Source organism: Halomarina ordinaria (genome assembly GCF_030553305.1).
In the GTDB taxonomy this organism is placed as follows: domain Archaea; phylum Halobacteriota; class Halobacteria; order Halobacteriales; family Haloarculaceae; genus Halomarina; species Halomarina ordinaria.
On record NZ_JARRAH010000001.1, the window covers coordinates 2,036,843 to 2,060,998 of the forward strand.

General features: G+C 69.6%; 22 protein-coding genes. 8 read left to right on the plus strand and 14 right to left on the minus strand.

Annotation, left to right across the window (positions count from 1 at the left end; all coding sequences use genetic code 11):
- Positions 1–105 precede the first annotated feature (105 nt).
- The 3 genes from P1Y20_RS11015 to pdhA are packed head-to-tail and all read right to left on the minus strand — an operon-like array spanning position 106 to position 3,713.
- Positions 106–1,614: a dihydrolipoamide acetyltransferase family protein gene (locus tag P1Y20_RS11015; RefSeq protein WP_304448706.1), complete on the minus strand. Its 1,509-nt coding sequence runs from the start codon at positions 1,612–1,614 to the stop codon at positions 106–108.
- Between the two features lie 3 nt (positions 1,615–1,617).
- Positions 1,618–2,616 carry an alpha-ketoacid dehydrogenase subunit beta gene (locus P1Y20_RS11020; protein WP_304448707.1) on the minus strand — a complete coding sequence of 333 codons (999 nt, stop codon included), beginning with the start codon at positions 2,614–2,616 and terminating at the stop codon, positions 1,618–1,620.
- Positions 2,613–3,713: a pyruvate dehydrogenase (acetyl-transferring) E1 component subunit alpha gene (gene pdhA, locus P1Y20_RS11025; RefSeq protein WP_304448708.1), complete on the minus strand. Its 1,101-nt coding sequence runs from the start codon at positions 3,711–3,713 to the stop codon at positions 2,613–2,615. The genes P1Y20_RS11020 and pdhA overlap by 4 nt, the downstream gene beginning before the upstream one ends.
- Positions 3,714–4,024: 311 nt before the next feature.
- Here pdhA and P1Y20_RS11030 point away from each other — a divergent pair, with 311 nt between their 5' ends.
- Positions 4,025–5,320: a DUF2238 domain-containing protein gene (locus tag P1Y20_RS11030; RefSeq protein ID WP_304448709.1), complete on the plus strand. Its 1,296-nt coding sequence runs from the start codon at positions 4,025–4,027 to the stop codon at positions 5,318–5,320.
- Positions 5,321–5,327: 7 nt separating this feature from the next.
- Here P1Y20_RS11030 and lipA read toward each other — a convergent pair whose 3' ends face one another.
- The gene (gene lipA / locus P1Y20_RS11035) at positions 5,328–6,269 is read right to left on the minus strand and encodes a lipoyl synthase (RefSeq protein WP_304448710.1); all 942 of its coding nucleotides are present in this window, start codon (positions 6,267–6,269) and stop codon (positions 5,328–5,330) included.
- Positions 6,270–6,412: 143 nt separating this feature from the next.
- Between lipA and P1Y20_RS11040 the strand changes: the two genes are divergently transcribed.
- Together P1Y20_RS11040 and P1Y20_RS11045 are read left to right on the plus strand one after the other, a co-directional pair.
- Positions 6,413–7,894, plus strand: coding sequence for an MATE family efflux transporter (locus P1Y20_RS11040; protein WP_304448711.1), 1,482 nt, complete (start codon positions 6,413–6,415; stop codon positions 7,892–7,894).
- A gap of 60 nt (positions 7,895–7,954) precedes the next feature.
- Positions 7,955–10,297 carry a DEAD/DEAH box helicase gene (locus P1Y20_RS11045; RefSeq protein ID WP_304448712.1) on the plus strand — a complete coding sequence of 781 codons (2,343 nt, stop codon included), beginning with the start codon at positions 7,955–7,957 and terminating at the stop codon, positions 10,295–10,297.
- Between the two features lie 16 nt (positions 10,298–10,313).
- On the opposite strand, the gene P1Y20_RS11050 is transcribed toward P1Y20_RS11045, so the two are convergent.
- Positions 10,314–10,742 (minus strand): hypothetical protein, encoded by a 429-nt coding sequence (locus P1Y20_RS11050; protein ID WP_304448713.1) that lies wholly within the window; start codon positions 10,740–10,742, stop codon positions 10,314–10,316.
- 116 nt (positions 10,743–10,858) lie between these two features.
- Here P1Y20_RS11050 and P1Y20_RS11055 point away from each other — a divergent pair, with 116 nt between their 5' ends.
- Positions 10,859–11,617, plus strand: a complete 759-nt coding sequence (locus tag P1Y20_RS11055; protein ID WP_304448714.1) for a PDDEXK family nuclease — start codon at positions 10,859–10,861, stop codon at positions 11,615–11,617.
- A 1-nt stretch (position 11,618) separates the two neighbouring features.
- On the opposite strand, the gene P1Y20_RS11060 is transcribed toward P1Y20_RS11055, so the two are convergent.
- On the minus strand, positions 11,619–12,047 hold the full coding sequence (locus P1Y20_RS11060; protein ID WP_304448715.1) for a DUF2391 family protein: 429 nt from the start codon (positions 12,045–12,047) through the stop codon (positions 11,619–11,621).
- A gap of 116 nt (positions 12,048–12,163) precedes the next feature.
- Between P1Y20_RS11060 and P1Y20_RS11065 the strand changes: the two genes are divergently transcribed.
- Complete coding sequence (locus tag P1Y20_RS11065; protein WP_304448716.1) at positions 12,164–12,877, plus strand: class I SAM-dependent methyltransferase; 714 nt, start codon at positions 12,164–12,166, stop codon at positions 12,875–12,877.
- A 1-nt stretch (position 12,878) separates the two neighbouring features.
- Here P1Y20_RS11065 and P1Y20_RS11070 read toward each other — a convergent pair whose 3' ends face one another.
- Together P1Y20_RS11070 and P1Y20_RS11075 are read right to left on the minus strand one after the other, a co-directional pair.
- Positions 12,879–13,427: a DUF1684 domain-containing protein gene (locus P1Y20_RS11070; protein ID WP_304448717.1), complete on the minus strand. Its 549-nt coding sequence runs from the start codon at positions 13,425–13,427 to the stop codon at positions 12,879–12,881.
- A gap of 39 nt (positions 13,428–13,466) precedes the next feature.
- Positions 13,467–14,252, minus strand: a complete 786-nt coding sequence (locus tag P1Y20_RS11075) for a sulfurtransferase (protein ID WP_304448718.1) — start codon at positions 14,250–14,252, stop codon at positions 13,467–13,469.
- A gap of 252 nt (positions 14,253–14,504) precedes the next feature.
- On the opposite strand from P1Y20_RS11075, the gene P1Y20_RS11080 reads away from it, so the two are divergent.
- Positions 14,505–15,365 carry a sulfurtransferase gene (locus P1Y20_RS11080; protein WP_304448719.1) on the plus strand — a complete coding sequence of 287 codons (861 nt, stop codon included), beginning with the start codon at positions 14,505–14,507 and terminating at the stop codon, positions 15,363–15,365.
- A 122-nt stretch (positions 15,366–15,487) separates the two neighbouring features.
- Here P1Y20_RS11080 and P1Y20_RS11085 read toward each other — a convergent pair whose 3' ends face one another.
- Together P1Y20_RS11085 and P1Y20_RS11090 are read right to left on the minus strand one after the other, a co-directional pair.
- Positions 15,488–17,344 carry a cbb3-type cytochrome c oxidase subunit I gene (locus tag P1Y20_RS11085; protein ID WP_368662149.1) on the minus strand — a complete coding sequence of 619 codons (1,857 nt, stop codon included), beginning with the start codon at positions 17,342–17,344 and terminating at the stop codon, positions 15,488–15,490.
- A gap of 142 nt (positions 17,345–17,486) precedes the next feature.
- Positions 17,487–17,939 carry a DUF6789 family protein gene (locus P1Y20_RS11090; protein ID WP_304448720.1) on the minus strand — a complete coding sequence of 151 codons (453 nt, stop codon included), beginning with the start codon at positions 17,937–17,939 and terminating at the stop codon, positions 17,487–17,489.
- Positions 17,940–18,028: 89 nt separating this feature from the next.
- Between P1Y20_RS11090 and P1Y20_RS11095 the strand changes: the two genes are divergently transcribed.
- A complete protein-coding gene (locus tag P1Y20_RS11095; RefSeq protein ID WP_304448721.1) occupies positions 18,029–18,664 on the plus strand; it encodes a rubrerythrin family protein in 636 nt (211 codons plus the stop codon).
- 65 nt (positions 18,665–18,729) lie between these two features.
- Here the strand turns inward: P1Y20_RS11095 and P1Y20_RS11100 are convergent, their stop codons facing one another.
- Complete coding sequence (locus P1Y20_RS11100; RefSeq protein ID WP_304448722.1) at positions 18,730–19,122, minus strand: hypothetical protein; 393 nt, start codon at positions 19,120–19,122, stop codon at positions 18,730–18,732.
- A 191-nt stretch (positions 19,123–19,313) separates the two neighbouring features.
- Between P1Y20_RS11100 and P1Y20_RS11105 the strand changes: the two genes are divergently transcribed.
- Positions 19,314–20,498, plus strand: coding sequence for an aspartate kinase (locus P1Y20_RS11105; protein ID WP_304448723.1), 1,185 nt, complete (start codon positions 19,314–19,316; stop codon positions 20,496–20,498).
- 339 nt (positions 20,499–20,837) lie between these two features.
- Here the strand turns inward: P1Y20_RS11105 and phoU are convergent, their stop codons facing one another.
- The 3 genes from phoU to pstA are packed head-to-tail and all read right to left on the minus strand — an operon-like array spanning position 20,838 to position 24,139.
- Positions 20,838–21,521: a phosphate signaling complex protein PhoU gene (phoU, locus tag P1Y20_RS11110; protein WP_304448724.1), complete on the minus strand. Its 684-nt coding sequence runs from the start codon at positions 21,519–21,521 to the stop codon at positions 20,838–20,840.
- Between the two features lie 13 nt (positions 21,522–21,534).
- Positions 21,535–22,419: a phosphate ABC transporter ATP-binding protein PstB gene (pstB, locus tag P1Y20_RS11115; RefSeq protein ID WP_368662150.1), complete on the minus strand. Its 885-nt coding sequence runs from the start codon at positions 22,417–22,419 to the stop codon at positions 21,535–21,537.
- 4 nt (positions 22,420–22,423) lie between these two features.
- Entirely contained in the window at positions 22,424–24,139 is a 1,716-nt protein-coding gene (gene pstA, locus P1Y20_RS11120) for a phosphate ABC transporter permease PstA (protein WP_304448725.1), read from the minus strand.
- Positions 24,140–24,156 lie beyond the last annotated feature (17 nt).

Sequence of the window (24,156 nt, forward strand, 5' to 3'; positions counted from 1 at the left end):
GCGTGGTAAGGCTGTATGGGTTTGCGGGTGCGCGGTCTCGCGTCTGGACGTACTCACCGCTCGCCGTCCGACGCGGAGCGAACGAGAAACGGGGGCGGGGGCCGACTACTCCAGCAACAGCAGCGAGGGGTTCTCCAGGTACTCCATCACCCGGTTGGTGAAGGCGGCGGCCTGCGCCCCGTCGACGACGCGGTGGTCGATGGAGAGCGAGAGCGTCATCACGTGGCGGGGGACGACCTCGCCGTCGACGACGCGCGGCTTCTCCTTGATGGCACCCAGCCCGAGGATGGCCGTCTCGGGGTAGTTGATGACGGGCGTGGCGTACTCGCCGCCGATGGCGCCGAAGTTCGTGATGGTGAACGTCCCGCCCTGCATCTCCTCGCGCGAGATGCTACGCTCGTGGGCCTTCTCCACCAGGTCGTTCATCTCCGAGGCGAGCTGGAGCATCCCCTTGCGGTCGACGCCGTCGACGACGGGCACCATCAGACCGGCGTCCGTGCCGACGGCGACGCCGAGGTTGTACGCCCCCTTGAGGACGATTTCCTCCGCCTCCTCGTCGAGGGTCGAGTTCAGGTACGGGAACTCCTTCAGCCCGGCGACGACGGCCTTCATGACGAACGGCATGTACGTGAGCGAGACGCCGCGCTCGGCGGCCACCTCCTTCAGGTCGCGCCGGGCCTCGACGAGCGCCGTCACGTCCACCTCGTCGTGGTGGGTGACGTGCGGGGCGGTGTACTTGGAGCGCTCCATCTGCTTGCCGATGGTGCGCCGGATACCCCGGTAGGGGACGCGCTCGTCCTCGCCCGCGACACCGAGTGCTGCAGCGTCGGCCGCCTGCGCGTCCTGCCGGGCCGTCGCGTAGGCGGTGACCTGCTCGGGCGTGACGAACGGCTGGCCGTCGCGCTCCTCGTCGGTCGGCACGGCGTTCAGGTCGACGCCCTGCTCCTCGGCGAGTCTGCGCGTGGCCGGCGCCGCGAGCGTCCGCTCCCTGTCGGCGGCCTCGCCCGCGACCGTCCCCGCACTCGTACCCGTCTCCGCGTCCGCGCTCGCGGCCTCCGCACCGTCGTCCGTCACCTTCCGCGTCGCGGACTTCACCCCCTCCGTTTCCACTGCGGCGGGGTCGTCGTCGGTGTCGTCCTCGGCGTGGGCGCGCACGTCGGCGTCGCTGACGCGCCCGCCGGGGCCGGAGCCCTCGACCGCGCCGATGTCGACGCCGAGTTCGCGCGCGAGGCGCCGGGCGCTCGGGGCGGCGAACACCCGCCCCTCGGGCGTCGGCACCTCCTCGTCGGGGGCGCGTTCGGCCGCGGCGGTCTCCTCGGCCTCGACGGGTTCCGCCTCCGCCGTCGTCGTCTCCGTGGGGGCGTCGTCACCGCCCTCCGTCTCGAAGACGATGATGACGTCGCCGACGGGGACCATCTCCCCGGCCTCGGCGCGGATCTCCTTGACCGTCCCGTTGACCGGGGAGGGAATCTCGACGACGGCCTTGTCGGTCTCGGCCTCCGCGACCGGTTGGTCCTCGCTGACCGCGTCGCCCTCCTCGACCAGCCAGCCGACGATCTCCGCCTCGGTGAGCCCCTCGCCCACGTCCGGGAGTTTGAATTCTCGGATGCCCATGGCTCAGAACTCGTAGGCCTCCCGGATACCGTCCTCGATTCTGGCGGCCTCGGGCAGGTAGAAGTCCTCGACGGCGTACAGCGGGTACGGGACGTCGAAGCCCGTGACGCGCGTGACGGGCGCCTCCTGGTACAGCAGCGCCTCCTCCTGGATGGTAGCGGTTATCTCGCCGGCCAGGCCGCCCGTCTTCGGCGCCTCGTGGACGACGACGGCGCGCCCGGTCTTCTTGAACGACTCGACGATGGCCTCGTCGTCCAGCGGCGAGAGCGTCCGGAGGTCGACCACCTCGCACTCGATACCCCCCTCCGAGAGCGTCTCAGCGGCCTCGAGGGTGGGGCGGGTCATCGCCCCCCAGGTGAACACCGAGACGTCGGTCCCCTCCCGGCGGACGGCGGCCTCGCCGAGCGGGACGGTGTACGTCTCGTCGGGGACCGCCTCGCGGAAGGCGCGGTAGATGAGCTTCGGTTCGAGGAAGATGACGGGGTCGGGGTCGCGAATCGCCGACGCGAGCAGGCCCTTCGTGTCGGCGGGCGTACTCGGGATGACGACCTTCAGTCCCGGTTCGTGGGCGTAGAACGCCTCCTTCGACTCGGAGTGGTGTTCGGGCGCGCGGATGCCCCCGCCGTAGGGGGCGCGCACGACCAGCGGGCAGGAGAACCGCCCGCGAGAGCGGGTGCGCAGGCGCGCGGCGTGACTCACTATCTGGTCGAAGGCGGGGTACATGAACCCGGAGAACTGCATCTCCGCGACCGGGCGCATCCCGTAGGCGGCCATGCCGATGGCGGCGCCGGCGATGCCCGACTCAGCCAGCGGCGTGTCGACGACGCGCTCGCCGCCGAACTGGTCGTAGAGGCCCTGCGTGGCGCGGAAGACGCCGCCGTTCTTCCCGACGTCCTCGCCCATGACGATGACGTTCTCGTCGCGTTCCATCTCGCCGGCGAGGCCGTCGCGGACGGCCTGGACGAGCGTGAGGTTCTGTGTCTGCTGTGGTTGCTGGCTCATTCCAGGAGTTCCTCGTCGCCGTGTCGGTCGCGGAGCTGTTCGAGGTAGTCGAGTTGTTGCTGGAGGCGGCGGGGCATCTCGGCGTAGACGTCGGCGAACATCGAGGCCGGGTCGGGGCGCTCGATGGACTCGGCGGTGTCGATGGCCTCGGCGACCTCCCGCTCGACCGACTCGGTTATCCCCTCGACGCGCTCGTCGTCGAGGATGCCCTCGTCGCGGAGATAGGCCTCCAGACGCGGGATGGGGTCCTTTCGCTTCCACTCCTCGACCTCGTCGTCGTCGCGGTAGACGGTCGGGTCGTCGGCGGTGGTGTGCGCGCCGAAGCGGTACTGCACCGCCTCGATGAGCGTCGGCCGGCGCTCCTCGCCCGGCGACTTCGCCTTCTCGACGGCCTCGCGGGTGACCTGGTAGACGGCGAGGGGGTCCATCCCGTCGACCTGGACGCCCTCGAAGCCGTAGGCGACGGCCTTCTGGGCGATGGTCTCGCTCGCGGTCTGGCGCTCTCTGGGCACCGAGATGGCCCACTGGTTGTTGTTACAGAAGAAGACGTTCGGCGTGTCGAAGACGCCCGCGAAGTTGAGCCCCTCGTGGAAGTCGCCCTCGCTGGTGCCGCCGTCGCCGAAGTAACAGATGAACGCCTTCTCCTCGCCCTTGAGCTTCGAGGCCCACGCCATCCCCATCGCGTGGAGTATCTGCGTCGAGATGGGCACGGAGATGGTGAAGACGTTCTGCTCGGCCATCCGGTTGCCGCGCTCGTCGCCCATCCAGTAGCGGAGCGTCTCGGCGAAGTCGACGCCGTGGGCGTAGGCGGCGGCGTGTTCGCGGTAACTCGGGACGAGCCAGTCGTCGTCGTCGAGCGCGAAGGCGGAACCGACTTGCGCACCCTCCTGGCCCGACAGCGGCGGGTACGTCCCCATCCGTCCCTGGCGCTGGAGACTCACCGCGCGCTGGTCGAAGTGGCGCGCGACGCGCATCTGCCTGTACATCTCGACCATCGAGTCGGCGTCGAGGTCCGGTACCTCGGCCCCCTCGAGCACGCGGCCCTCCTCGTCGAGGACCTGCACGCGCTCGCGGGGGTCACGCTGGAGCGTACTCATACCGCCCTCCATGACATACCAACGACTGCCGCGGCTGACGGTATAGTAGTTTCGTAAAAAGGTTTCTCTACTGCTGATTCTTGCCACCCGCGACCCGACGGGGTCGACTTCTGTCCCACATCTCCGGGTATCGGTGGTCGAATACGGTACGACTCGGACGACCGGTCGAAATCTTCCAGTTCGGCTTTCGTTCTCGGGGACGTTCCTGGACGATTGTCCGTTATGGATGTGCCCCCTCCCAGAGTAACGCTGATGCCCGTCGGTCGTGAGGGTCAGGGCGTGTTCGAGCCATCTCGGGGGGCGGAGGCGGTATGGCGCTGAGTACGGTGCTTGACGACGACCGCACGAACGCGGCCACGGCCTGGGCGCTCGTCGCCGGCCTGACGCTGGCGGCGGCGGTGAGCCTCGGGTTCGGGGAACCGCTCTGGAGCGTCCTCGCGCTCGCCGGCGTGGCCGTCGCGGTCGTCCCGGCGGTCGCGTACCGGGACGCCTCGGCGATGCCGCCGTGGGAGGTCCTGGCGGTCGTCGCCGTCCCCGCGCTCCTCCTCGCCGTGGGCGCGCCGGCGGCGGTCACCCAGGCGGCGTCGTACCTCGCGCTCGCCGCGCTGGCGCTGCTCGTCGTCGTCGAACTCCACGTGTTCTCGTCGGTCGAACTGACGCCGCGGGTCGCCGTCGCGCTGGTCGTGTTGCTGACGATGGCCGCGACCGGCGTCTGGACCGTCGTTCGCTACGCCGTCGCGACGCTCCTCGGCACCGGCTTCGTCGGCAAGGTCGCGCTGATGTGGGACATCACGCTGGCGACGGCGGTCGGCGTCCTCGCCGGGGGGCTGGCGTGGGCGTACCTCGCCTCCCACGAGTCGGCTGGGACCGCCGGGTTCGGGGTCGACGACCACGCCGTCGCGGGCGGCGAGGACGGGACGAACGGCTCGGACGACGAGGGCGTCGCTGAGGACGACGGGGACCCGGATACCGACGACGACGGCGACGACCGGCGGGGACTCATGCTCGCCGTCCGGGCGATGCAGGTCGCGCTCGTCGGGGTGACGCTGTTCGCACTGGTCACCTTCCGCTGGGGCCTCGTCATCAACGCGGGCATCCCGCTCGCGGTGACGTTCCTCCCGGGCGCGCTGGAGCGGGACGTCGGCCTGCCGATGAACGCCGGCCTCACCGCCTGGATAACGCTCGCGGTGTTCCTCCACGCGGTCGGGGCGCTCGGCCCCTACCAGTGGTTCGGCTGGTACGACTCGGTGACGCACGCGCTCTCGGCGTCGGTCGTCGCCGGCGCGGGCTACGCGAGCGCGCGGGCGCTCGACCTCCACTACGACCGACTGACCGTGCCGCCGGAGTTCATGTTCGCGTTCGTCGTGGTCTTCGTCCTCGCCTTCGGCGTCGTCTGGGAAGTCCTCGAGTTCGCCTCCGGCGGCCTGTCGAGCCTCGTCGGCGGCGAGGCCGTCCTCGCGCAGTACGGCGCGCGCGACATCGTCCTCGACCTGACGTTCAACACGGTCGGGGGCGTCCTCGTCGCGCTGTTCGGGACGTCGCGGCTCCGGGGGGTCGCGGGGGCGCTGGCGTCGTCGCTCGGCGGTCGGTCGGCCGGCCGGAGCTGAGGGCGACTCAGTCGCTCGCCTGGGTCGCCGTCCGCGCCCGCTCGCGCGCCTCCTCGACGCTCGCACCGTCGCGCACCAGCGCGTCGACGAACAGTTCCCCCGCCTTGTACGACGAGCGCACGAGGGGGCCGCTGGCGCAGTAGAGGAAGTCGAACTCCGTCTCGGCCACGTCGCGCCAGGTGTCGAACTTGTCGGGGTGGACGAACTCGCTCACCTCGAGGTGGCGCCGCGAGGGCTGGAGGTACTGTCCGAAGGTGACGACGTCCACGTCCGCCTCCCGGAGGTCCGAGAGCGTCTGGTACACCTCGTGGTCGTACTCGCCGACGCCGAGCATCAGCGACGTCTTGGTGTAGATGGACGAACGCTCCGCGACCCGTTCGAGCACCGAGAGCGACTGCTCGTAGGTCGCCCGGCGGTCGCGCACCGGCCACTGCAGGCGCTCGACGGTCTCGACGTTGTGCGCGATGACGTCCGGGCGGGCCTCGATTATCCGGTCGACGCAGTCGGGGTCGCCCCGGAAGTCGGGGATGAGCACCTCGACGAGCACCCCCGGGTCGCGCTCCTTTATCTCGCGGATGGTGCGCGCGAAGTGGCGCGACCCCTGGTCGGGCAGGTCGTCCCTGTCAACGCTCGTCAACACGACGTAGTCGAGGCCGATCTCGGCCACGGCCGCCGCGACGTTCGCGGGTTCGGCCTCGTCGAGCGGCTCCATCCCGCCGGTCTTCACGTCACAGAAGTTACACCCCCGCGAGCAGCGGTCGCCCATCAGCATGAACGTCGCCGTCCCCGGCCCGTCGCGCCCGCTCCAGCACTCCCCGAGGTTCGGGCAGTTGGCCTCCTCACAGACGGTGTGGAGGTTCCGGTCACGCAACACCCCCTTGATGTCGGTGAAGCGCTGTCCCGACGGCGGCCGCATCTTCAGCCAGTCGGGCTTGCGCGTGTGACTCATAGACGCTATCTCGGTACCACCGGACTAAAGCCTGCGGTTCGTCCCGTTGTGCCCGACGGCGGCCCCGTCCCCCTCGCCGTCGGTGGTGTCTCCAAAACTTAAATTGCAAAAATTAAATACTTGCTCGGTGAAAACCGGGATAGATGTTCGACCTCTCGCCAGACGACATCACCGAGGGGCCGGTTCTGCGTGCACTGCTCGTGCTCGCAGCACCGCTGCTCGCTCAGAACGTCGTCCAGGTCTTCCAGCAGGTCGTCGACCTCTTCTGGGTCGGCCGCCTGGACAACGCCGGCGACGCGGTGGCGGCCGTCGGTCTGGTCGTCCCCCTCCAGGCGCTCGTCTTCGGGTTCGCCGTCTTCATCCCCTTCGTCGGCACGCAGGTCCTCGTCTCCCAGCGTATCGGCGCCGACGACGTCGTCGGCGCCCGCCGGGGGGTCGGGTCGGGGCTCCTCGCGGCGCTCGGTCTCGGCGTCGGCGTCGGCGTGGTCGGTATCCTCCTCGCCCCCGCGCTCATCGACCTCATCACGAGCGTCCGTCCGGAAGGGGTCGGCGAGTCGGTCGGGCCGCTCGCCGTCGCCTACTTCTCCGTCCTGATGCTCGTCCTCCCGCTCATCACGCTCTCGGACACGACGGAGGCCGCCTTCGTCGGCTGGGGCGACTCCCGCGTCGCGCTCTACATGAACGTGCTCGCCATCGGTCTCAACGCCGTCCTCGACCCCATCTTCATCTTCGGCTTCGAGGAGAACCCCGCCTTCGCCCTGCTCGGCCTCGGCGGCGTCGCCGACTCGCTCTACGCCGCGACCGGGTTCGCCGGCCTCGGCGTCGAGGGGGCGGCGCTGGCGACGGGGGTCGGCTACGGCGTGGGCTTCCTCCTCGGCGCGGCGCTCCTGCTCGCCGGCCGCAACGGCGGGATGACCTCGCGGTCGGCGTTCCGCATCGACCTGGCCGAGCAGCGCGAACTGTTCGACATCGGTCTGCCGATGGCGGGCCAGCAGGTGGCGAAGCAGGTGGCCGACCTCGCGCTGGTGGTCCTCGCGTTCTCGCTCGGCGGCGCGGCGGGGCTCGCGGCCTACTTCGTCGGCTTCCGCGTCGCCGGCGTCGCGGTCATCCCCTCGCTGAGCCTCCAGCAGGCCGCACAGAGCGTCGTCGGCCAGAACCTCGGCGCGGGGCTGGTCGGCCGCGCCCGGACGGCGACGTGGCACGGGGCGGGCATCGCCGTGACCGTCCTCGGCCTCCTCGGGGTCGTCCAGTGGGTCGTCCCGGAACTCATCGTCGTCGTGCTCGCCCCGCAACTCGACGCGGCGGGCGTCGCGCTCACCGTCGAGTACCTCCGCGTGCTCGCGCTCGGTTACCCCGCCATCGGCGCCGCCTACCTCTTCCAGGCGGGGTTCAACGGCGCGAGCGAGACGCGGACGAGTTTCCTCGCCAGCCTCGCACAGTACTGGGGGGTGCGCCTGCCGTTCGCGCTCGTCGGCGGCCTCGCCCTCGCGTGGGGCGTCTCGGCCGTCTTCTGGGCCGTGACGCTCTCGAACGTCGCCGCCGCCCTCGGTCTCGCGTTCTACTACTACTACTCCGCCGAGAACGGCCGGTTCGACCCGGAGCCGGAGGGCGCCGCGCCGAACTGACAGGGCGAGTCGACTGTCGCGGAGAGAAACCCCTTTCATCGCTCGCCCCTCCCATCCCCTGTGCACGTCACCGAGCGCCTCCCGAAGTTCGCCGACGCCTTCCCCTTCGAGTCGTTCAATCGAATGCAGTCGGAGGCGCTCCCCGCCATCCTCGAACGCGACGAGAACGTCGTCGTCAGCGCACCCACCGCCAGCGGCAAGACGGCGCTCGCGGAACTCGCCATCTGCAAGACCCTCGAACGCGACGGGACGGCGCTCTTTCTCGCCCCCCTCCGTGCGCTCACCAACGAGAAGGAGAGCGAGTGGGAGCGCTTCGAGTCGCTCGGCTACTCGGTGTACGTCGTCACCGGGGAACGCGACCTGAACCCCCGGCGCGCCGAGCGCGCCGACATCCTCGTGATGACGCCCGAGAAAGCCGACTCCGCGACCCGGAAACACGAGTCGACGCGCTACGGCTTCATCCGCGACGTCGACTGCTGCGTCATCGACGAGGTCCACCTGCTCGACTCCGACCGCCGGGGGTCGGTGCTCGAGGTGACCGTCTCGCGCCTGCGACGCATCTGTGACCCCCGCATCGTCGCGCTCTCGGCGACGATGCCGAACGTCGACGACGTGGCCGCGTGGCTCGACGCCGTCCCCGAGACCACCTTCGAGTTCGGCGACGAGTACCGCCCCGTCCCCCTCGAGGCGGGCGTCCGGACCTACGCCCACGGCGACAACCCCTTCGCCGACAAGTACCGCCGGCTCTACCGCGCGCTCGACATCGCCGAACCTCACATCCGCGAGGAGGGCCAGGCGCTCGTCTTCGTCGCCTCCCGACAGGACACGGTGCGGGCGGCCGAGAAGGCGCGCGACGAACTCGCCGGTCGCGACGTCCCGATGGGCGCGCGTGGCGACTACGACTTCCACACCGAGGCGACGGACCTCCAGAACAAGACGCTCCGGCAGTCGGTGCTCGACGGCGTCGGCTTCCACCACGCCGGCCTCTCCCGGGAGGACAAGAACCGCGTCGAGGCGTGGTTCAAACGCGGCGACATCCAACTGTTGTTCTCGACGTCGACGCTCGCGTGGGGGGTGAACCTCCCGGCGCGCTGCGTCGTCATCCGCGACACGAAGCTCCACGACCCGCTCGAAGGCGAGGTGGACATGAGCCCCCTCGACGTCCTCCAGATGCTCGGCCGGGCGGGCCGCCCGGGGTACGACGACGCCGGCTACGCCTGGGTGGTCTGCGACGCCGCCGACGCCGACCGCTACCGTCGCCTGCTGAAGGAGGGCAAGGAGATAGAGTCGCGCCTCGCCGCCGACCTCGACGCCCACCTCAACGCCGAAATCGCGCTGGGCACCATCGACGACCTCGACGACGTGATGGACTGGCTCGACACCACCTTCTACGCCACCCGCGCGCGCAGCGCCCCCGACGCCTACGACTTCGGCGGCCGTCTCCGGGAGCGAGTGAGGGAGACGCTCTCGCGGCTGGTCGAGGGCGGGTTCGTCGAGACGGACAGCGAACTGCGCGTCGAGGGGACCGCCCTCGGCCAGCTCACCTCGCGGTTCTACCTCCGACTGGACACCGCCGAGCGCTTCGCCCGCCTCGCGCGGAGCGACGACATCGGCGAGATGGACGTGCTCGCGGCCGTCGCGGGCGCGGCGGAGTTCGACAGCGTGAGTTGCCGACAGTCGGAGCGCGACGCCGTCGACGCCGTCCTCACCGGCCGGGCGGCGGACGTCGACGACGCGGGCCACCGGAAGGTCCTCGCCATCCTCCGCGCGAGCATGGCGGGGACGACGCCCGGCGAACTCCAGAGCGACGCCTGGGTCATCAGGCAGAACGCCCTCCGCCTGCTCGCCGCCCTGCGGGCGTTCCTCGAACGCTTCGAGTCGCCCGTCGCCGCGAACCTCACCCGTCGGGTCGAGGCCCGCGTCGAGAACGCCATCAGCGCCGACGCCGTCGGCCTGACGGCCATCGACGGCGTGGGGTCGGGCCGGGCGAAGAAGCTCGCGAGCGAGGGGCTCACCACGCCCGCCGACGTGGTCGACGCCGGCGTCGACGCCCTCGTCGCGGCGGGTCTCTCCGAAGGCGTCGCCGAGCGCGTCGTCGAGAGCGCCCGCGGTCTCCCCGCCGTCGAGGTGGCGTGGGGCGACTTCCCCGACTCGGTCGCCCGCGGCCGCAACGACATGCGCGAGGTGCGCGTGCGCTCCGCGGCGGGCGGGGCGCGCGCCGCCGTCGCCGTCACCGTCAACGGCGTCGAGATGACCGACTCGACCACCTACCTCGGCGAGACGACGGTCCCCGTCGGCGTCTTCGGCGGGAGCGCCGACGAGATGGAGTACGTCGTCACCGTCACCTTCCCCGACCTGCCGCTCGTGCCCGTCACCCGCTCGCGGACCGTGCGCGTGGAGTGAACGAGGGAGCGACTGGCTACCCGTCCCCACAACCGGCCGCGCCGTCCTCCATCGGAACGTCGAGCCACCCGCCCTCCCGAGCGCGGACGACGACGCCGTAACAGTTCCCGCCCCGGTTCTCGCTCGGTACGCGCCGTTCCTCGGGCGTCTCCGCGTCGTCGAGCCAGGCGCGGACCACGTACCGCCCGGGGTCGTCCATCCACGCCTCCTCGACGAGCACGCCGTCGTCGCCCTCGCCCTCGCCGACCGGGGCCACCGAGAACGACTCGCGGTACAGTCGCTCGTCCCCGCGACCAACCGCCACCGTGATGCGGTGCGTCCGGTCGTCGAGGTTCAGGAGCGTGAGGTCCGCGATGCGCGCCGTCTCACCCCCGACGCCGGCGAGACAGCCGCTCCCCGCGGTACCGACGCCGAGGACGGCGGCGAGGTACGAACGTCGGTTCATACCGTCACGAGACTGTCCCTGTAATTGAACTTTCGTGTCGGAATCGGTCGCCCGGTTCCGTTCGTCCCGCCGCCTCGGTGCGAGCCTTCTTGTACGAGAACGGGACCAGCGACCCCGTGTCACCGTCCGACCCCGCCTCGACCGTCCGTATCGTCGCCGGCGACTGCACCACCGAGTTCGAGGGCACCCGCGAGCAGGTCCAGCGCGGCTGCGTCGTCTGCCTGCTCAAACCCGACGACACCGTCCTCGTCCACGACGCCGACGGCTACCAGCCGGTGGCGTGGCTCACACGCCCCGAGTCCCGCTCCGTGACGCACGACCCGCTGGTCGTCGAGGCGCGCGACGGCGACCAGTTCCTCCGCGTGACGGTCCACGAGTCCTTCGCCGATTACACCGTCCCCGCCGGGCCGGCCGGCGCCCCCGTCGGGACCGCCCCCGACGGCGGGGCGCTCGTCCGCACCCGTGGCGCGGTCGTGAACCTCGACTCGGGGGCGCGCTACGGCCTCCCCGCGGACGCCGTCGTCCTCGACGCGCGCTGCGACTGCGGCCTCCCGCGGATGCGCGTCGAGCGTGGAGCGGTCTTCGAGGTGTGTGTCGACCGCGCCTGCGAGTCGCTCGACGACGCGGTCCGCGAGGCCTTCGACCGCGCGTGGGACTGTCCCGACTGCGGTACCGACCTCAGGGTCCTCCGGCGCGGCGGCCTGCTCGCCGGCTGTGACGCCTACCCCGACTGCGAGACGGCGTTCGTGATTCCCGAGGGGGTCGTGAGCGGGACGTGTCCCTGCGGACTCCCGGCGTTCGAGACGCCCTCCGGCGTGCGCTGTCTGGACGCGACGTGCGACCGGCCAGGGGGTAACACGTTCGCCGGCCCCTGACTCAGAAGACGGAGTCGGCGGTGGCGGCCCCGACGACGCTGAACACCGACCCGACGCTCACGGCCTTCGCGGTGACGGCCAGCCAGCGGCCGCGCTCGACGTCCAGTCCCGAGAGGAACGTCGACGGCGCGTCGAACGCCAGCGCGAGGACGATGACCGACCCGAACGACACGGCCATCAGCGAGAGGAAGCGCGCCGGAATCCCCGCCACGTCAACCTCCCGGTCCGGGTCGCGCGTGTCGGCCTTGTACAGCGCACCGTAGCCGATGCCGAAGACGATGGCCGTCGTCAGCAACCCCTGGAGGGTGCTCATGCTCTCCGCCAGCACCCACACCTCCTCGGTGACGACGAACGGTCCCGCGAGGAGGAAGCCGCCGACCAGTTGCTGGGCGACGTCCGCGGTCTTGAAACGACGGGCGGGTCCGACCATACCGGGACGAGTCGGCTATCGGGCATAACGCTCCCGTTCCGGTTCCCGTGCTCGCTCTCCGCGCGCCCCCGCGCCGAACCGGTCGCCCTTTGCCCCTCGCGCGCGCCGTCCCGACCATGAGTGTCAGACGCGAGTTCGACGCGTGGGCCGCCGACGGCCGGGACAGGGGGATGGAAGAGCGCCACTGGCACACCGCGAAGCACGCGCTGGCGCGGATGCCCGTCGAGGAGGGGGACCACCTCCTCGACCTGGGGACGGGCAGCGGCTACGCCGGACGCGCCCTCCGCGAGACGGCCGGCGCCGGCCGGGTCTACGGCCTCGACGGCGCGCCGGAGATGGCCCGCAACGCCCGCTCGTACACCGACGATTCGGCGGTGGGGTACGTCGTCGCCGACTTCGGCGTCCCCGAGTCACGACGCGAGGCCGGCGCGGTCGGCCTCCCGTTCGCCGACGACAGCCTCGACCACGCCTGGAGCATGGAGGCGTTCTACTACGCGGGCGACCCGGCGTTCACCCTCTCGGAACTGCGCCGCGTCCTCAGACCCGGCGGGACGTTCTTCTGTGCGGTGAACTACTACGAGGAGAACGTCCACTCCCACGACTGGCAGGAGGACATCGACGTGGAGATGACCCGCTGGTCGCGCGCGGAGTACCGCGAGGCGTTCCGCGAGGCGGGCTTTCACGTCGCCGAACAGGACACCATCCCCGACGAGGAGACGGAGATACCCCCCGAGTCGGCGTTCCCCCACGAGGGGTGGGAGACGCGCGAGGCGATGGTCGAACGCTACCGGGTGTACGGGACGCTCCTGACGGTGGGCGTCGTCCCCTGACTCAGAACTTGACGTCGCGCTCGCCCGCTTCGACGACGGTCCCGAGCCAGTTTCCCTCCGGCGGGAGCGGGCAGGCGAACGTCTCCGAGTAGGCGCAGAAGGGGTTGTACGCGAGGTTGAAGTCGAGCGGGACGCGCTCGGGCAGCTCGCCCTCGACGTCGAGTTCCATGTAGCGCCCCCGGTGGTAGCTCTCCTGGCCGGTGGTCTTGTCGCGGAAGGGGACGAACAGCTGGTCGTCCGGGTCCTGCCGGTAGGCACCGAGCGTCCGCTCCTCGCCCCCGAGGTCGAAGTGCAGGGTGGCGACGCGCTCGTAGCGCACCTCGGGGCCGTTCGTCGTCTCCATCGTCACCGGTTCGGGGTCGTCGTGGCGCTCGACGCGCGCGTCGACGCGGTACGATGGGTCGGGGTCGAAGTACGCGAGCCCCTCGAACCCCTCGCGGTGCTCGGGCGGAACCGGCGACTGCGGGTGGTCCGCGAAGAACGCGTCCTTCTCCTCGCGCAGCGCGTCCAGTTGCTCGCGCCAGTCGTCCTCGTCGAAGTCGTCGGTCATGCCCGGCGGTTCGGGGGCCGGGGCCTAAGACCCCGCGGCTCACTCCGTGACGAGGTCGCGCCCCTCGCGCTCCCACTCGGTGAGACTCCCCTCGTAGAACGCGAGGTCCTCGTAGCCGAGGTGGCGCAGCGCGACGTAGGTGTGACTGATACGTCGGGCGGTGTTGCAGTAGAGGACGACCCGCTTCTCGGGGACGACGCCGCGCTCCTCGAGGAGCGCTCGTAGCTCGTCGTCGGACTTCAGCCCGCGGCTCGCCTCGTCGACGAGTTCCAGCCAGTCGAGGCGCACCGCGCTCGGGATGTGGCCCGCGTCGAACTCCCCTTCCTCGCGGGTGTCGACGATGACCGCGTCGGGGTCGTCGATGGCCGCCGCGACGACGTCGATACCCACCAGCGGGCCGTCCTCGACGAACGCGGCGTCGTAGTTCGCCTCGGCCACCTCGGGGGCCTCCCGGCTCACCTCCTGTTCGCGACTCCACGCGCTGTAGTCGCCGTTCAGCAGGTGGAGCTTCTCGCGCGGGTGGCCGTACAGCTCGCAGGTGACGAGCAGGCGCGCGGCGAAGACGCCGTGGGTGTCGTCGTAGGCCACGACGTGGTCCTCGCGGCGCACGCCCGCCTCCCCCATCAGGTCGGCGAACGCCGCCGCGCCGGGGAGCATTCCGGCTTCCCCCTCGTCGGCCGACCGGAAGGCGTCGAACGGGACGCTCACGGCGCCCGGCAGGTGACCGATGCCGTCGTACTCCCACGCCTCGCGCACGTCGACGACACGCACCCCCTCCTCGTCGAGTCGCTCCGCGACCCACTCCGGGTCTACGAGCATGTCCATGTCGGGGCTATCGCGGAGCGGCACTTTAAGCCTGCAGACCCGGCCGCTCGGAGATAACGGCAACCGTTTCCCCTTGATTCTCCGGACTGCGACAGGTCACGCTCTCGATACGTCACCGCGTGTGGTTCGCTCGGCACGGCCGAGGCGTGCTTCGGGAGATACGAGAAAGTATTGCCGCGAGGGGCAACGTCCGGCGGAACCTACCGGCAGTAATACGGATATACGGCTGGTGGCGTTATGCACGCACGTATTATGAGTGAATACGCCAAAGACGTGCTCGTCTCCTGCGACTGGGTAGAGGAGCACCTGGACGAGTTCCAGAGCGACGACCCCGCGTATCGACTGGTCGAAGTCGACGTGGACACCGAGGCCTACGACGAGGGTCACGCCCCCGGGGCCATCGGGTTCAACTGGGAGACCCAGTTGCAGGACCAGACCCAGCGCGACGTCCTCTCGAAGGAGGACTTCGAGGACCTGCTCGGCAGTCACGGCATCTCGAACGACTCGACCGTGGTGCTGTACGGCGACAACTCCAACTGGTTCGCCGCCTACACCTACTGGCAGTTCAAGTACTTCGGTCACGAGGACGTCCGCCTCATGAACGGCGGCCGCGACTACTGGCTCGACAACGACTACCCGCTCACCGAGGAGGCCCCTGACTTCCCCGAGCAGGAGTACACCGCCGACGAACCCGACGAGTCCATCCGCGCCTACCGCGACGACGTCGAGGAGGCCATGGAACAGGGCGTCCCGATGGTCGACGTCCGCTCGCCCGAGGAGTTCAGCGGCGAGATCCTCGCCCCCCCGGGACTGCAGGAGACCGCCCAGCGCGGCGGCCACATCCCCGGCGCGTCGAACATCTCGTGGGCCGCCACGGTCAACGACGACGGCACGTTCAAGTCCGCCGACGAACTGCGCGAACTGTACGAGAGCGAGGGCGTCGACGGCGACGGCGAGGTCGTCGCCTACTGCCGCATCGGCGAGCGCTCTTCCATCGCCTGGTTCGCGCTGCACGAACTGCTCGGCTACGACGACGTGCGCAACTACGACGGCTCCTGGACGGAGTGGGGCAACCTCGTCAACGCACCCATCGAGACCGGCGACGGCAACTGAACTGCGGTCTCTCACCCTCCCGTTTATCACCGCCCCCAGCGGCGGCGCTCGCCCGGCGGACGGTACTTGGCGGCCGCTCGCCCTCGCGGGTCGCACGGGTGAACGAGGGGAGAACCGAGGGGTCAGTCGTCGCGTCCGTCGCTCCCGCCGCCACCCTCGCCGCCGTCACCGACGTCACTACTGCCACCGCTACCGCCGTCCTCGGCCACCGGCGTCCGCGGCGTGCTGCGTTCGAAGCCGCGGCGCTCCTGCAGTTGGCGCTCGAACCACTGCCACTCGCGGGTGAACTGGCCGCTCTCCTTCAGGTTCCAGACGTCGGCGTCCATCACCAGCGGGCCGGTCCGCGCCGACTGGACGAAGTTGACGATCCAGAGGAAGACGCTGAGCGCGATGATGTACGCGCCCGCGGTGGCGACCTGGTGGAGCAGGGTGAACTCGGCGGGGTAGTAGGCGTAGCGCCGGGGCAGGCCGAGGTAGCCGATGACGAGCATCGCGGTGAACGAGACGGTGACGCCGACGATGAGCAACACCGCCTGCACCTGCGCGAGGCGCTGGTCGTACATCCGCCGGGTGAGGATGGGGAACCAGTAGTAGCTGGCGGCGACCATCGACATCGCGATGATGCCCATGATGATGAAGTGGAAGTGCCCGACGATGTAGTAGGTGTCGTGGAAGACGAGGTCGACGGGGATGGACGCGAGGAACACGCCCGTCACCCCGCCGATGATGAACGTCCCGATGCCGCCGATGATGAGTATCATGGGCGCAGTGAGCCGGATGTTCCCGCTCCACATCGTCGTCATCCAGTTGAACGTCTTGACCGCGCTCGGGATGGCGATGGCGATGGAGACGGCCATGAACGACGCCTTCACGCGCGGGTCGACGCTCGTCGTGAACATGTGGTGGGCCCACACGCCGAAGCTCAGGACGCCGATGGCGAGCGTCGAGTAGACGATGAACTTGAACCCGAAGAGCTTCCGCCCCGAGAACTTCGGGAGGATGAGGCTCGTCAGCCCGAACGCCGGGAGGACGAGGATGTACACCTCGGGGTGGCCCCAGAACCAGAACAGGTGTTGCCAGAGGATGGCACCGCCGCCCTCCAGCGCGAAGAAGGTGGTCCCGAAGTTCCGGTCGAGAAAGAGCATGATGATGGCGCTGCCGAGCACCGGGAACGCGAACAGCGCGATGCCCGAGGTGGTCAGCATCGTCCAGCTGAAGATGTCGAGGTTCGCCCACTCGACGTCGTCCGCCCGTTCCGCGAAGATGGTGACGATGAAGTTGATGGCGCCCATCGTCGTGGCGATACCGCTCAGGTGGAGGCCGAGCAACGCGAGGTCTATCTGTGGGTTGGCCAGTGACGACGACATCGGCGTGTACATCGTCCAGCTCATGTCGATGGGCGTGAGCGCGAGCAGGGGGTAGGCGAGCGCCGAGAGGCCGACGGATTCCAGTAGCTTCCCGATGATTTCGGTGATGAGGCCGCCGCGAACCAGCACGAGCGACGGCGGCAGCAGCCAGAACGCGATGGCGTTGATACGCGGGAACGACATGTCGTCGGCGCCGATGAGCATCGGGAGGAAGTAGTTGGCGATGCCGAAGAACACCGGCAGCGCGAAGAAGAAGATCATCGTCACGCCGTGGGTGGTGAACAGCCCGTTGTAGGTCTCGGTCCCCCAGATGGTCTTCCCGGGCGTGATGAGTTCCGTGCGCAGCATCATCGCGTCGGTGCCGCCCCAGAGGGCGGCGACGACGCCGAAGACGATGTAGAGGATGCCGATGTCCTTGTGGTCGACGGTGGTGAACCATCGCACGAGGCCGAACGGCTTCTCCGTCTCCAGTTCGGTCTCGCGCTCGCTCGGTGTGGGGTAGCCGCCGTCGGCCATCGTGCGTCGCCGCCGTCGGAGGTATCCGACCGCGACGAGCGCCGCGAGGAGGACACCGCCGAGTACCACGCCGGGTATAGAATCGATGGATACCATGAGTGCGTCGAGTCCGGGGGACCCGTACACACCCTTCGAACCGTAGCGGGAAATACGTTAAGGCGGCGCCGTTTCGGAACGACAATCGCCGTGCGGGAGGCGTGTCGTGGCCACCCGCCACCGCGTCGCCGTCCCGCCTCGCTCACTGCTGGGCGTACACTTCCCGGGACGTCTGCGACCCTCCGCGGAAGTGACCGTAGACGATGCCCATCGTGAAGCCGTACGCGAGGTGCGCGAAGAACGTGTACGCCGCGTAGAGGATGAGGATGGGGCCCGAGAGGTCGCCACGTCCGGCGACCGCGAACGCGACCCACAGCACGATGGCGAAGATAGCCCCCTGCGCCGCGGGGTCGGGACCGCGCGGGATGTAGTCGCGTATCGCGACGAACACGAGGGGCCACGCGACCACGCCGGCGACGACGAACAGCGCGAACCCGACGGTGGTCTGGCCCGGCGTCCCGACGAAGCGAGCGATGACGTCGAACGCCTGTATCTGCTCTCGCGTCTGCACTTCGAGGAGTATCAGGAGGAGCGTCAGGACCGCCGTCCCCGCGACCCCGCCCGCGATGGCGCCGGTCACCCGATTCGTCTCCATATCGCTTGACCCAACGCCGCGGGGGGAGAAAGGTCTGCCCCCCGGCGGCGAGTACAAGCTACAAGCCCCCCCGACTCGTACGCCCGTCCATGACTTCGACGTCGGAGGACTTCCTCGACCGCGTCCGCTCGGAGAACCGCACCGCGCTCTCCCGTCTCGGCTCCTCGAAGGCGCTCTACGCCGACACCGGTGGCGACATCGACGTCGCTCCCGTCCTGCGGGCGGCCGCCACGGCCGAACACGCCGCCATGGAGACGTTCGAGACGTGGGCCGAGGAGGAAGACGGCGCGGCCGGCGAGGCGTTCGCCGCCACCGCGAGCGAGGAGCGCGACCACTACGAGCGGGTCGTCGCCCGCCTCGACGGGGACGACCCCTACCTCGACGAGACGCCCGCCATCCAGCGGTACCTCCGGGACCTCGACGACACCCTCGACCGCGCGGGCGGGTTCGTCGGCCGGACGGTCGCCGCCGAGAAGTCGAAGGACCAGCTGGTGGGCTTCTTCGTCGGACAGGCCGACCCGCAGTCGAGCCAGGCGTTCCGCGAGATGGGCGGTGACCTCGACGACCAGCTCGACCGGGGCGTCGACCTGCTCGCGGAACTCTGTGAGAGCGACGAGGACTGGGGGAGCGCGCTGGAGGCCGCGAGCGGCGCGATTCAGGCCGCCTACGAGGAGTACACCGAGCGGCTGAACGACCTCGGCGTCAACCCCAAGCCGGTCTGCTGAGGGACCGCTCCCCTCGCGTCGCCCTCGGCCGGCGCTCGAGCGAGCGCGAGCCGGCGGGGCCCGCGCTACGACGGCGACCAGCGGTAGCGGACCGTCTCGGTGCCCTCGAAGCGGGGGCCGGTGCCGGTCTCCTCGAACGCCGCGTCGCGCGCGGCGTCGCGCGTCGAGCGGTCGTCCGCGGCGACGAGCAACTCGACCGCCATCGACTCGTTCTCGGCGAAGCGCAGCGGTTCCTCGAGGAGGCAGCTACAGGCCGCCGGCGGCCCCTCTAGCTGGGTGACGTAGACCGTCCCGGCCTGCGCGTCGAAGCTCACGAACCCGACGATGCCGTCGCCGTCGTCCTCGACACTCACCCGAACGGTCCGGTCGTGGACGAGGTTGCGCATCACGTCCTCCGGCGACTCGGTGAGTTCGGCGAGGCGAGCGGCGTCCGCCTCGACTGCGTCCCGCACGTCCATACTCGTGGTACCACACTGCACGAGGATAAACCCCCGGTCCGTCGCCGTCGCGCCGTCGCTTCCGCCCTGCCGCCGTCGGTGACTATCGGGACCGGCAAGGCTTCGGTGAATACCCGCAGTTTATGCCCGGGCCAGCCTAGAGCCACGCCAATGAGTCACACGAACGCTCGGCGGGCACGAGGGGGGGTACCGTGCGCGTCGTAGCCAAGTTCGGCGGGACCAGTCTCGGCAACGGCGACCGAATCAACCGCGCGGCGGACTCCATCGCGGCCGCCGTCGACACGGGCCACGAGGTGGCCGTCGTCGCCAGCGCCATGGGGAGTACGACCGACGACCTCCTCGACTCCATCACGTTCGACATCGAGGAGGCCGACCGCGCCGAGATCGTCAGCATGGGCGAGCGTACCTCCGTCCGGATGCTGAAGGCGGCGCTCGGCGCCCGCGGCGTGAACGCGATGTTCGTCGAACCGGGTAGCGAGCACTGGCCGGTCGTCACCAACGCCCGGGGGGAGGTGGACGTCGAGGAGACCAAGCGCCGCGCGAAGGCGCTCGCCGACCGCCTCGGCGACGTCGTCCCCGTCGTCACGGGGTTCCTCGCACAGGACCACGCGGGCAACACGACGACGCTCGGACGCGGCGGCTCCGACACCACCGCGGTCATGCTCGGCAACTACATGGAGGCCGACGAGGTGGTCATCGTCACCGACGTCGAGGGCGTCATGACCGGCGACCCCTCGGTGGTCGAGGGGGCGCGCAACGTGGGCCAGATCACCGTCGACGAACTCCGGAACCTCTCGTTCCGGGGGGCGGAGGTGGTCGCGCCGAGCGCGCTCAGCTACAAGACCGAGCACCTCGGAGTCCGGGTCGTCCACTACCAGCACGGCGACCTCCTCGGCGGCGGGACGAGCATCGAGGGACAGTTCGAGAACCTCATCGACCTGAAGGACGAACCGCTCGCCTGTCTCACCATCGCGGGACGAGCGATGCGCAACAAACCGGGCGTGCTCGCGCGCCTCTCGACGGCGCTGTTCGAGGCGGGCATCAACATCGACGCCGTCGCCAGCGGGATGGACTCCATCACCTACTACGTCGAGCGCGACGTCGCCGAACAGGCCGAGACGGTGCTCCACGAGGAGGTCGTCGCCGACGAGACGCTCTCCAGCGTCACCGTCGACGACGGCGTCGCCGTCATCCGGGTCACGGGCGGGGAACTCCCCAACCGCCCCGGTATCGTCCGTCACATCGTCGACCCCGTCTCCGACGCCCGCATCAACATCCACGACGTCATCACGAGCGCCACCAGCGTCGCGCTGTTCGTCCGCTGGGAGGACCGCGAGGACGCGCTGCGTATCATCCAGGAGGAGTTCGTCGCGTAGGACAGGGAAGGGGGGGAGGCGCGCCGACCCGAGTTGTGAGGGAACGACAGTGTGGACGGACCGTCGGGGACGCACGCGCCATCCTAGCGTCCTCCCGTCGAGGATAAATACCTCGCTAAGACCTCTCTATGGAGCTACTGTGTGCTCGGTAGTCGGTGGCCGAGTCCTTCGAGCATCGCTCACCTCTCCCGACTTGAACGTTCTCTCACCGCGAGCGACCGGAGGGAGCGAGCGGGCCGAGGACCCCCCGAAGGAGCGAAGCGACCGAGGGGGTGACGACGTGCTTTTCGTCCAGGTCCGTCAGGGAGCGGCGGCGCCGTCCGCACCGCGAAAGGTAGGTCAGTAGATGAGTTCGTCGCTGTTCGTCGTCATGTAGAGGGTGCGGGCGGCGATGTTGACGGCGTGGTCGCCGACGCGTTCGAGGTCCCGCACGGTGAGCAACAGGACCGAGACGTCGTGCATGAGCGCCTCGGCCTCGTCGCGGCCTCCCCCGTCGGTCGCCTCGTGGTCGATGAGTGCGCGGACGACGACGGTGCTCGCGTGCGAGCAGAGCGCGTCGAGTTCGTTGTCGCGGTCGGCCACCTCGTGACAGAGCCAGCCGTCGTCGCGGCGGGCGTAGGCGGCGACGGCGTCCTCGACCATGCTGACCGCGAGGTCGCCGATGTCCGCAAGGTTCACCTCTGGGAGGAGTTCGCGGTCGGCGTCCAGCGCGTAGCCGGCGAGGTTGGTGGCGAGGTCGCCGATGCGCTCGAGGTCGGTGATGATCTTGAACGAGGCGGCGACGAAGCGCAGGTCGCCCGCGACGGGTTGCTGGAGGGCGACGAGGTCGATACACTGGCGTTCGAGGTCGAGGTACCGCTCGTTGACCACGCCGTCGCCGTCGATGACCGCCCGCGCGCCTGCGGGGTCGTCCTCGACGAGGGCGTCGAGCGCGAGTCGGAGGCGGTCGCAGACCAGGTCGGCCATCTCGGCCACCTCGTCGTCGAGGGCGTCGAGGCGGCGCTGCAGGTCTTCGCGTGCCATCGCGGCCGTCGAGTCACCCGAACTTGCCGGTGATGTAGTCCTCGACCCGGTCGCTCTCGGGGTTCTCGAATATCTTCTGGGTGTCGTCGAACTCGACGAGTTCGCCGCCGGTGAGGAAGACGGCCGTCTTGTCGGAGATGCGTGCGGCCTGCTGCATGTTGTGCGTGACGATGACGACGGTGTAGTCCTCGGCGAGTTCCTCGATGAGGTCCTCTATCTGGGAGGTGGCGACGGGGTCGAGCGCGCTCGCCGGTTCGTCCATCAGGATGACCTCCGGGTCGACGGCGATGGCGCGCGCGATACAGAGGCGCTGCTGCTGGCCGCCCGAGAGGTCGAGTCCGGACTTGTCGAGCTGGTCCTTCACCTCGTCCCACAGCGCGGCGTCGCGAAGCGCCTGCTCGACGCGTTCGTCCATGTCGTCGGTCTTCCCCTGGACGCGCAGTCCGTAGGCGACGTTGTCGTAGATGCTCTTGGGGAAGGGGTTGGGCGACTGGAACACCATGCCGATGCGCCGTCGGAGCGCGACGGGGTCGACGGTCTCGTCGTAGACGTTCTGTCCGTCGAACAGGAGTTCACCCTCCACGCGGGCGGTGTCGACGAGGTCGTTCATCCGGTTGATACACCGGAGGAACGTCGACTTCCCACACCCCGAAGGCCCGATCATCGCGGTGACGCGATTGGTCGGGATGGACATCGAGACGCCCCGGAGCGCCTGCAGGTCGCCGTAGTACGCGTCGATGTCGCGGGCCTCGATGATCTCCTCCTCGACCGTCCCGGTGGTCGTCGTCTCGCCGGTCGAAATCGACGTCTCGATGAGCTTCTCCTCGTCGCTCGACTCGGCGGTCTCGATTCGGTCGTCCAGTGCGGTCCGTTCTTCCTCTGACATGTTCTCTGACATTGTGTTAGCTCCCTCGCTGGTACTTGTTCCGAATCACGATCGCCGTCCCGTTCATCAGCAGTAACACGACCAGCAACGTAACCACTCCGGCGGCGAGGACGCCGTATCGGAACTCGGGCTGCAGTTCGGAGGACCACGAGAAGATCTGACGAGGCATCGCGCTGAACCGGGAGAAGAACCCGTTGGGGGTCGTCCGGACGCTCGCCGCCGCACCGATCATCAGGAGCGGTGCGGTCTCGCCGATGGCCCGCCCGAGCGCCAGGATAGTCCCGGTGAGGACCCCCGGGAGCGCCTCGGGGAGGACCACGTTCCGGGTCGTCTGCCATCGCGTCGCGCCCATCCCGTAGGACGCCTGCCGCATCGAGTCGGGGACCGCCCGAATCGACTCCTGGGCGGAGATGATGACGATGGGGAGGATGAGCAGCCCGACGGTGAACCCGCCGACGATGACCGTCCCGGACCCGAGACTCATCGCCCGGACGAATATCGCGAGGCCGAGGAGACCGTACACGACCGACGGGACGCCGGCGAGGTTGCCGATGTTTATCTCGATGAGCGTCACCAGTTTCCCGACGAGGCCGGTGTCGGGGGCGTACTCCTCGAGGTAGATAGCCGCGCCGACGCCGACCGGGAACGCGGAGGCGATGATGACGACGAGCATCAGCACCGACCCGACGAGCGCCGGGTAGATGCCGGCGTCCTCCGGGGTCGTCGACGTCGCGCTCGTGAGGAAGCCCCAGTCTATCCACGGGTCCGGGCCGGCGAAGCCGAACGTCTCGGCGAGGACGGCGCCCAGCAGCGCCCCTCCAACGACCACGACGGGGAACAGCAGTCCGCTCAGTCCCTCGCGCCGTCGGACGACGCCCTCGAGGTAGAACCCGAGCGGGAGCAGGACGACGGTGGCGAGCAGGACCCAGTGTTCCGAACTCAGGCCGACCAGCGGGGTGACGTACGCGCCCGCGGAGACGACGACGAGCGTCGCCACGACCGTCTCGACGAGGCCGCGTTCGTCGTTGCGGCGGGCGGCGATGGCTCGACCGGCCACGAGCGCGGCCGGGAGCGTCACCGAGACGAGGAGCATCATCCAGTCGAGCGGGAGGACCGGGAGCGCGAGGAACAGGTCCGGCACCCCCGGCAGGAGTTGCGGCGTCGAGAAGGCGATGCCGAACAGTTCGGTCCGGGTCACCGGCGTCACGAAGGTGAAGTCGACCGACAGTGCCGGGATACCGACCACCGCCAGCAGCGGCGCGGCCAGCAGGACGAACAGTCGTTCGAGGGCCGCTTCGGGCCTGAAGCGCCGGTGAGCGTAGACGAGCGTGGCACCGACGAGCAGACCGAGCGCCAGCCCCAACCACTCCGCTGCCGATATTATCTCGATGAACAGGACGACGAGTCCGCCGCCGACGAGCAGTCCGACGACGGGGATGCCCAGGCTGGCGTAGGCGACGTCGACGGCCTTGCCGTCACGCGTGTAGAAGTACGTGACGAGCGCGAGCGACGGCACGACGAGCGTGAGGAAGAACACGAGGTGCCAGCCGGGGTCGGCGCTCAGCGGCCGAATCGCGTCGTTCGCGACGTACAGTAGCAACCCGGCGACGGTGAGGATGCCGAACATCGTCGCGCCGAGGGTCACTCCCTCGAAGAGGGTTCCCCGGAGCCGGCTTATCTGCTCGGTGCCGGCGTCACTGGTGGTCGTCTCGGAGACGGTTTCGCTCGCCATCAGTCTCCCCCCCCGGT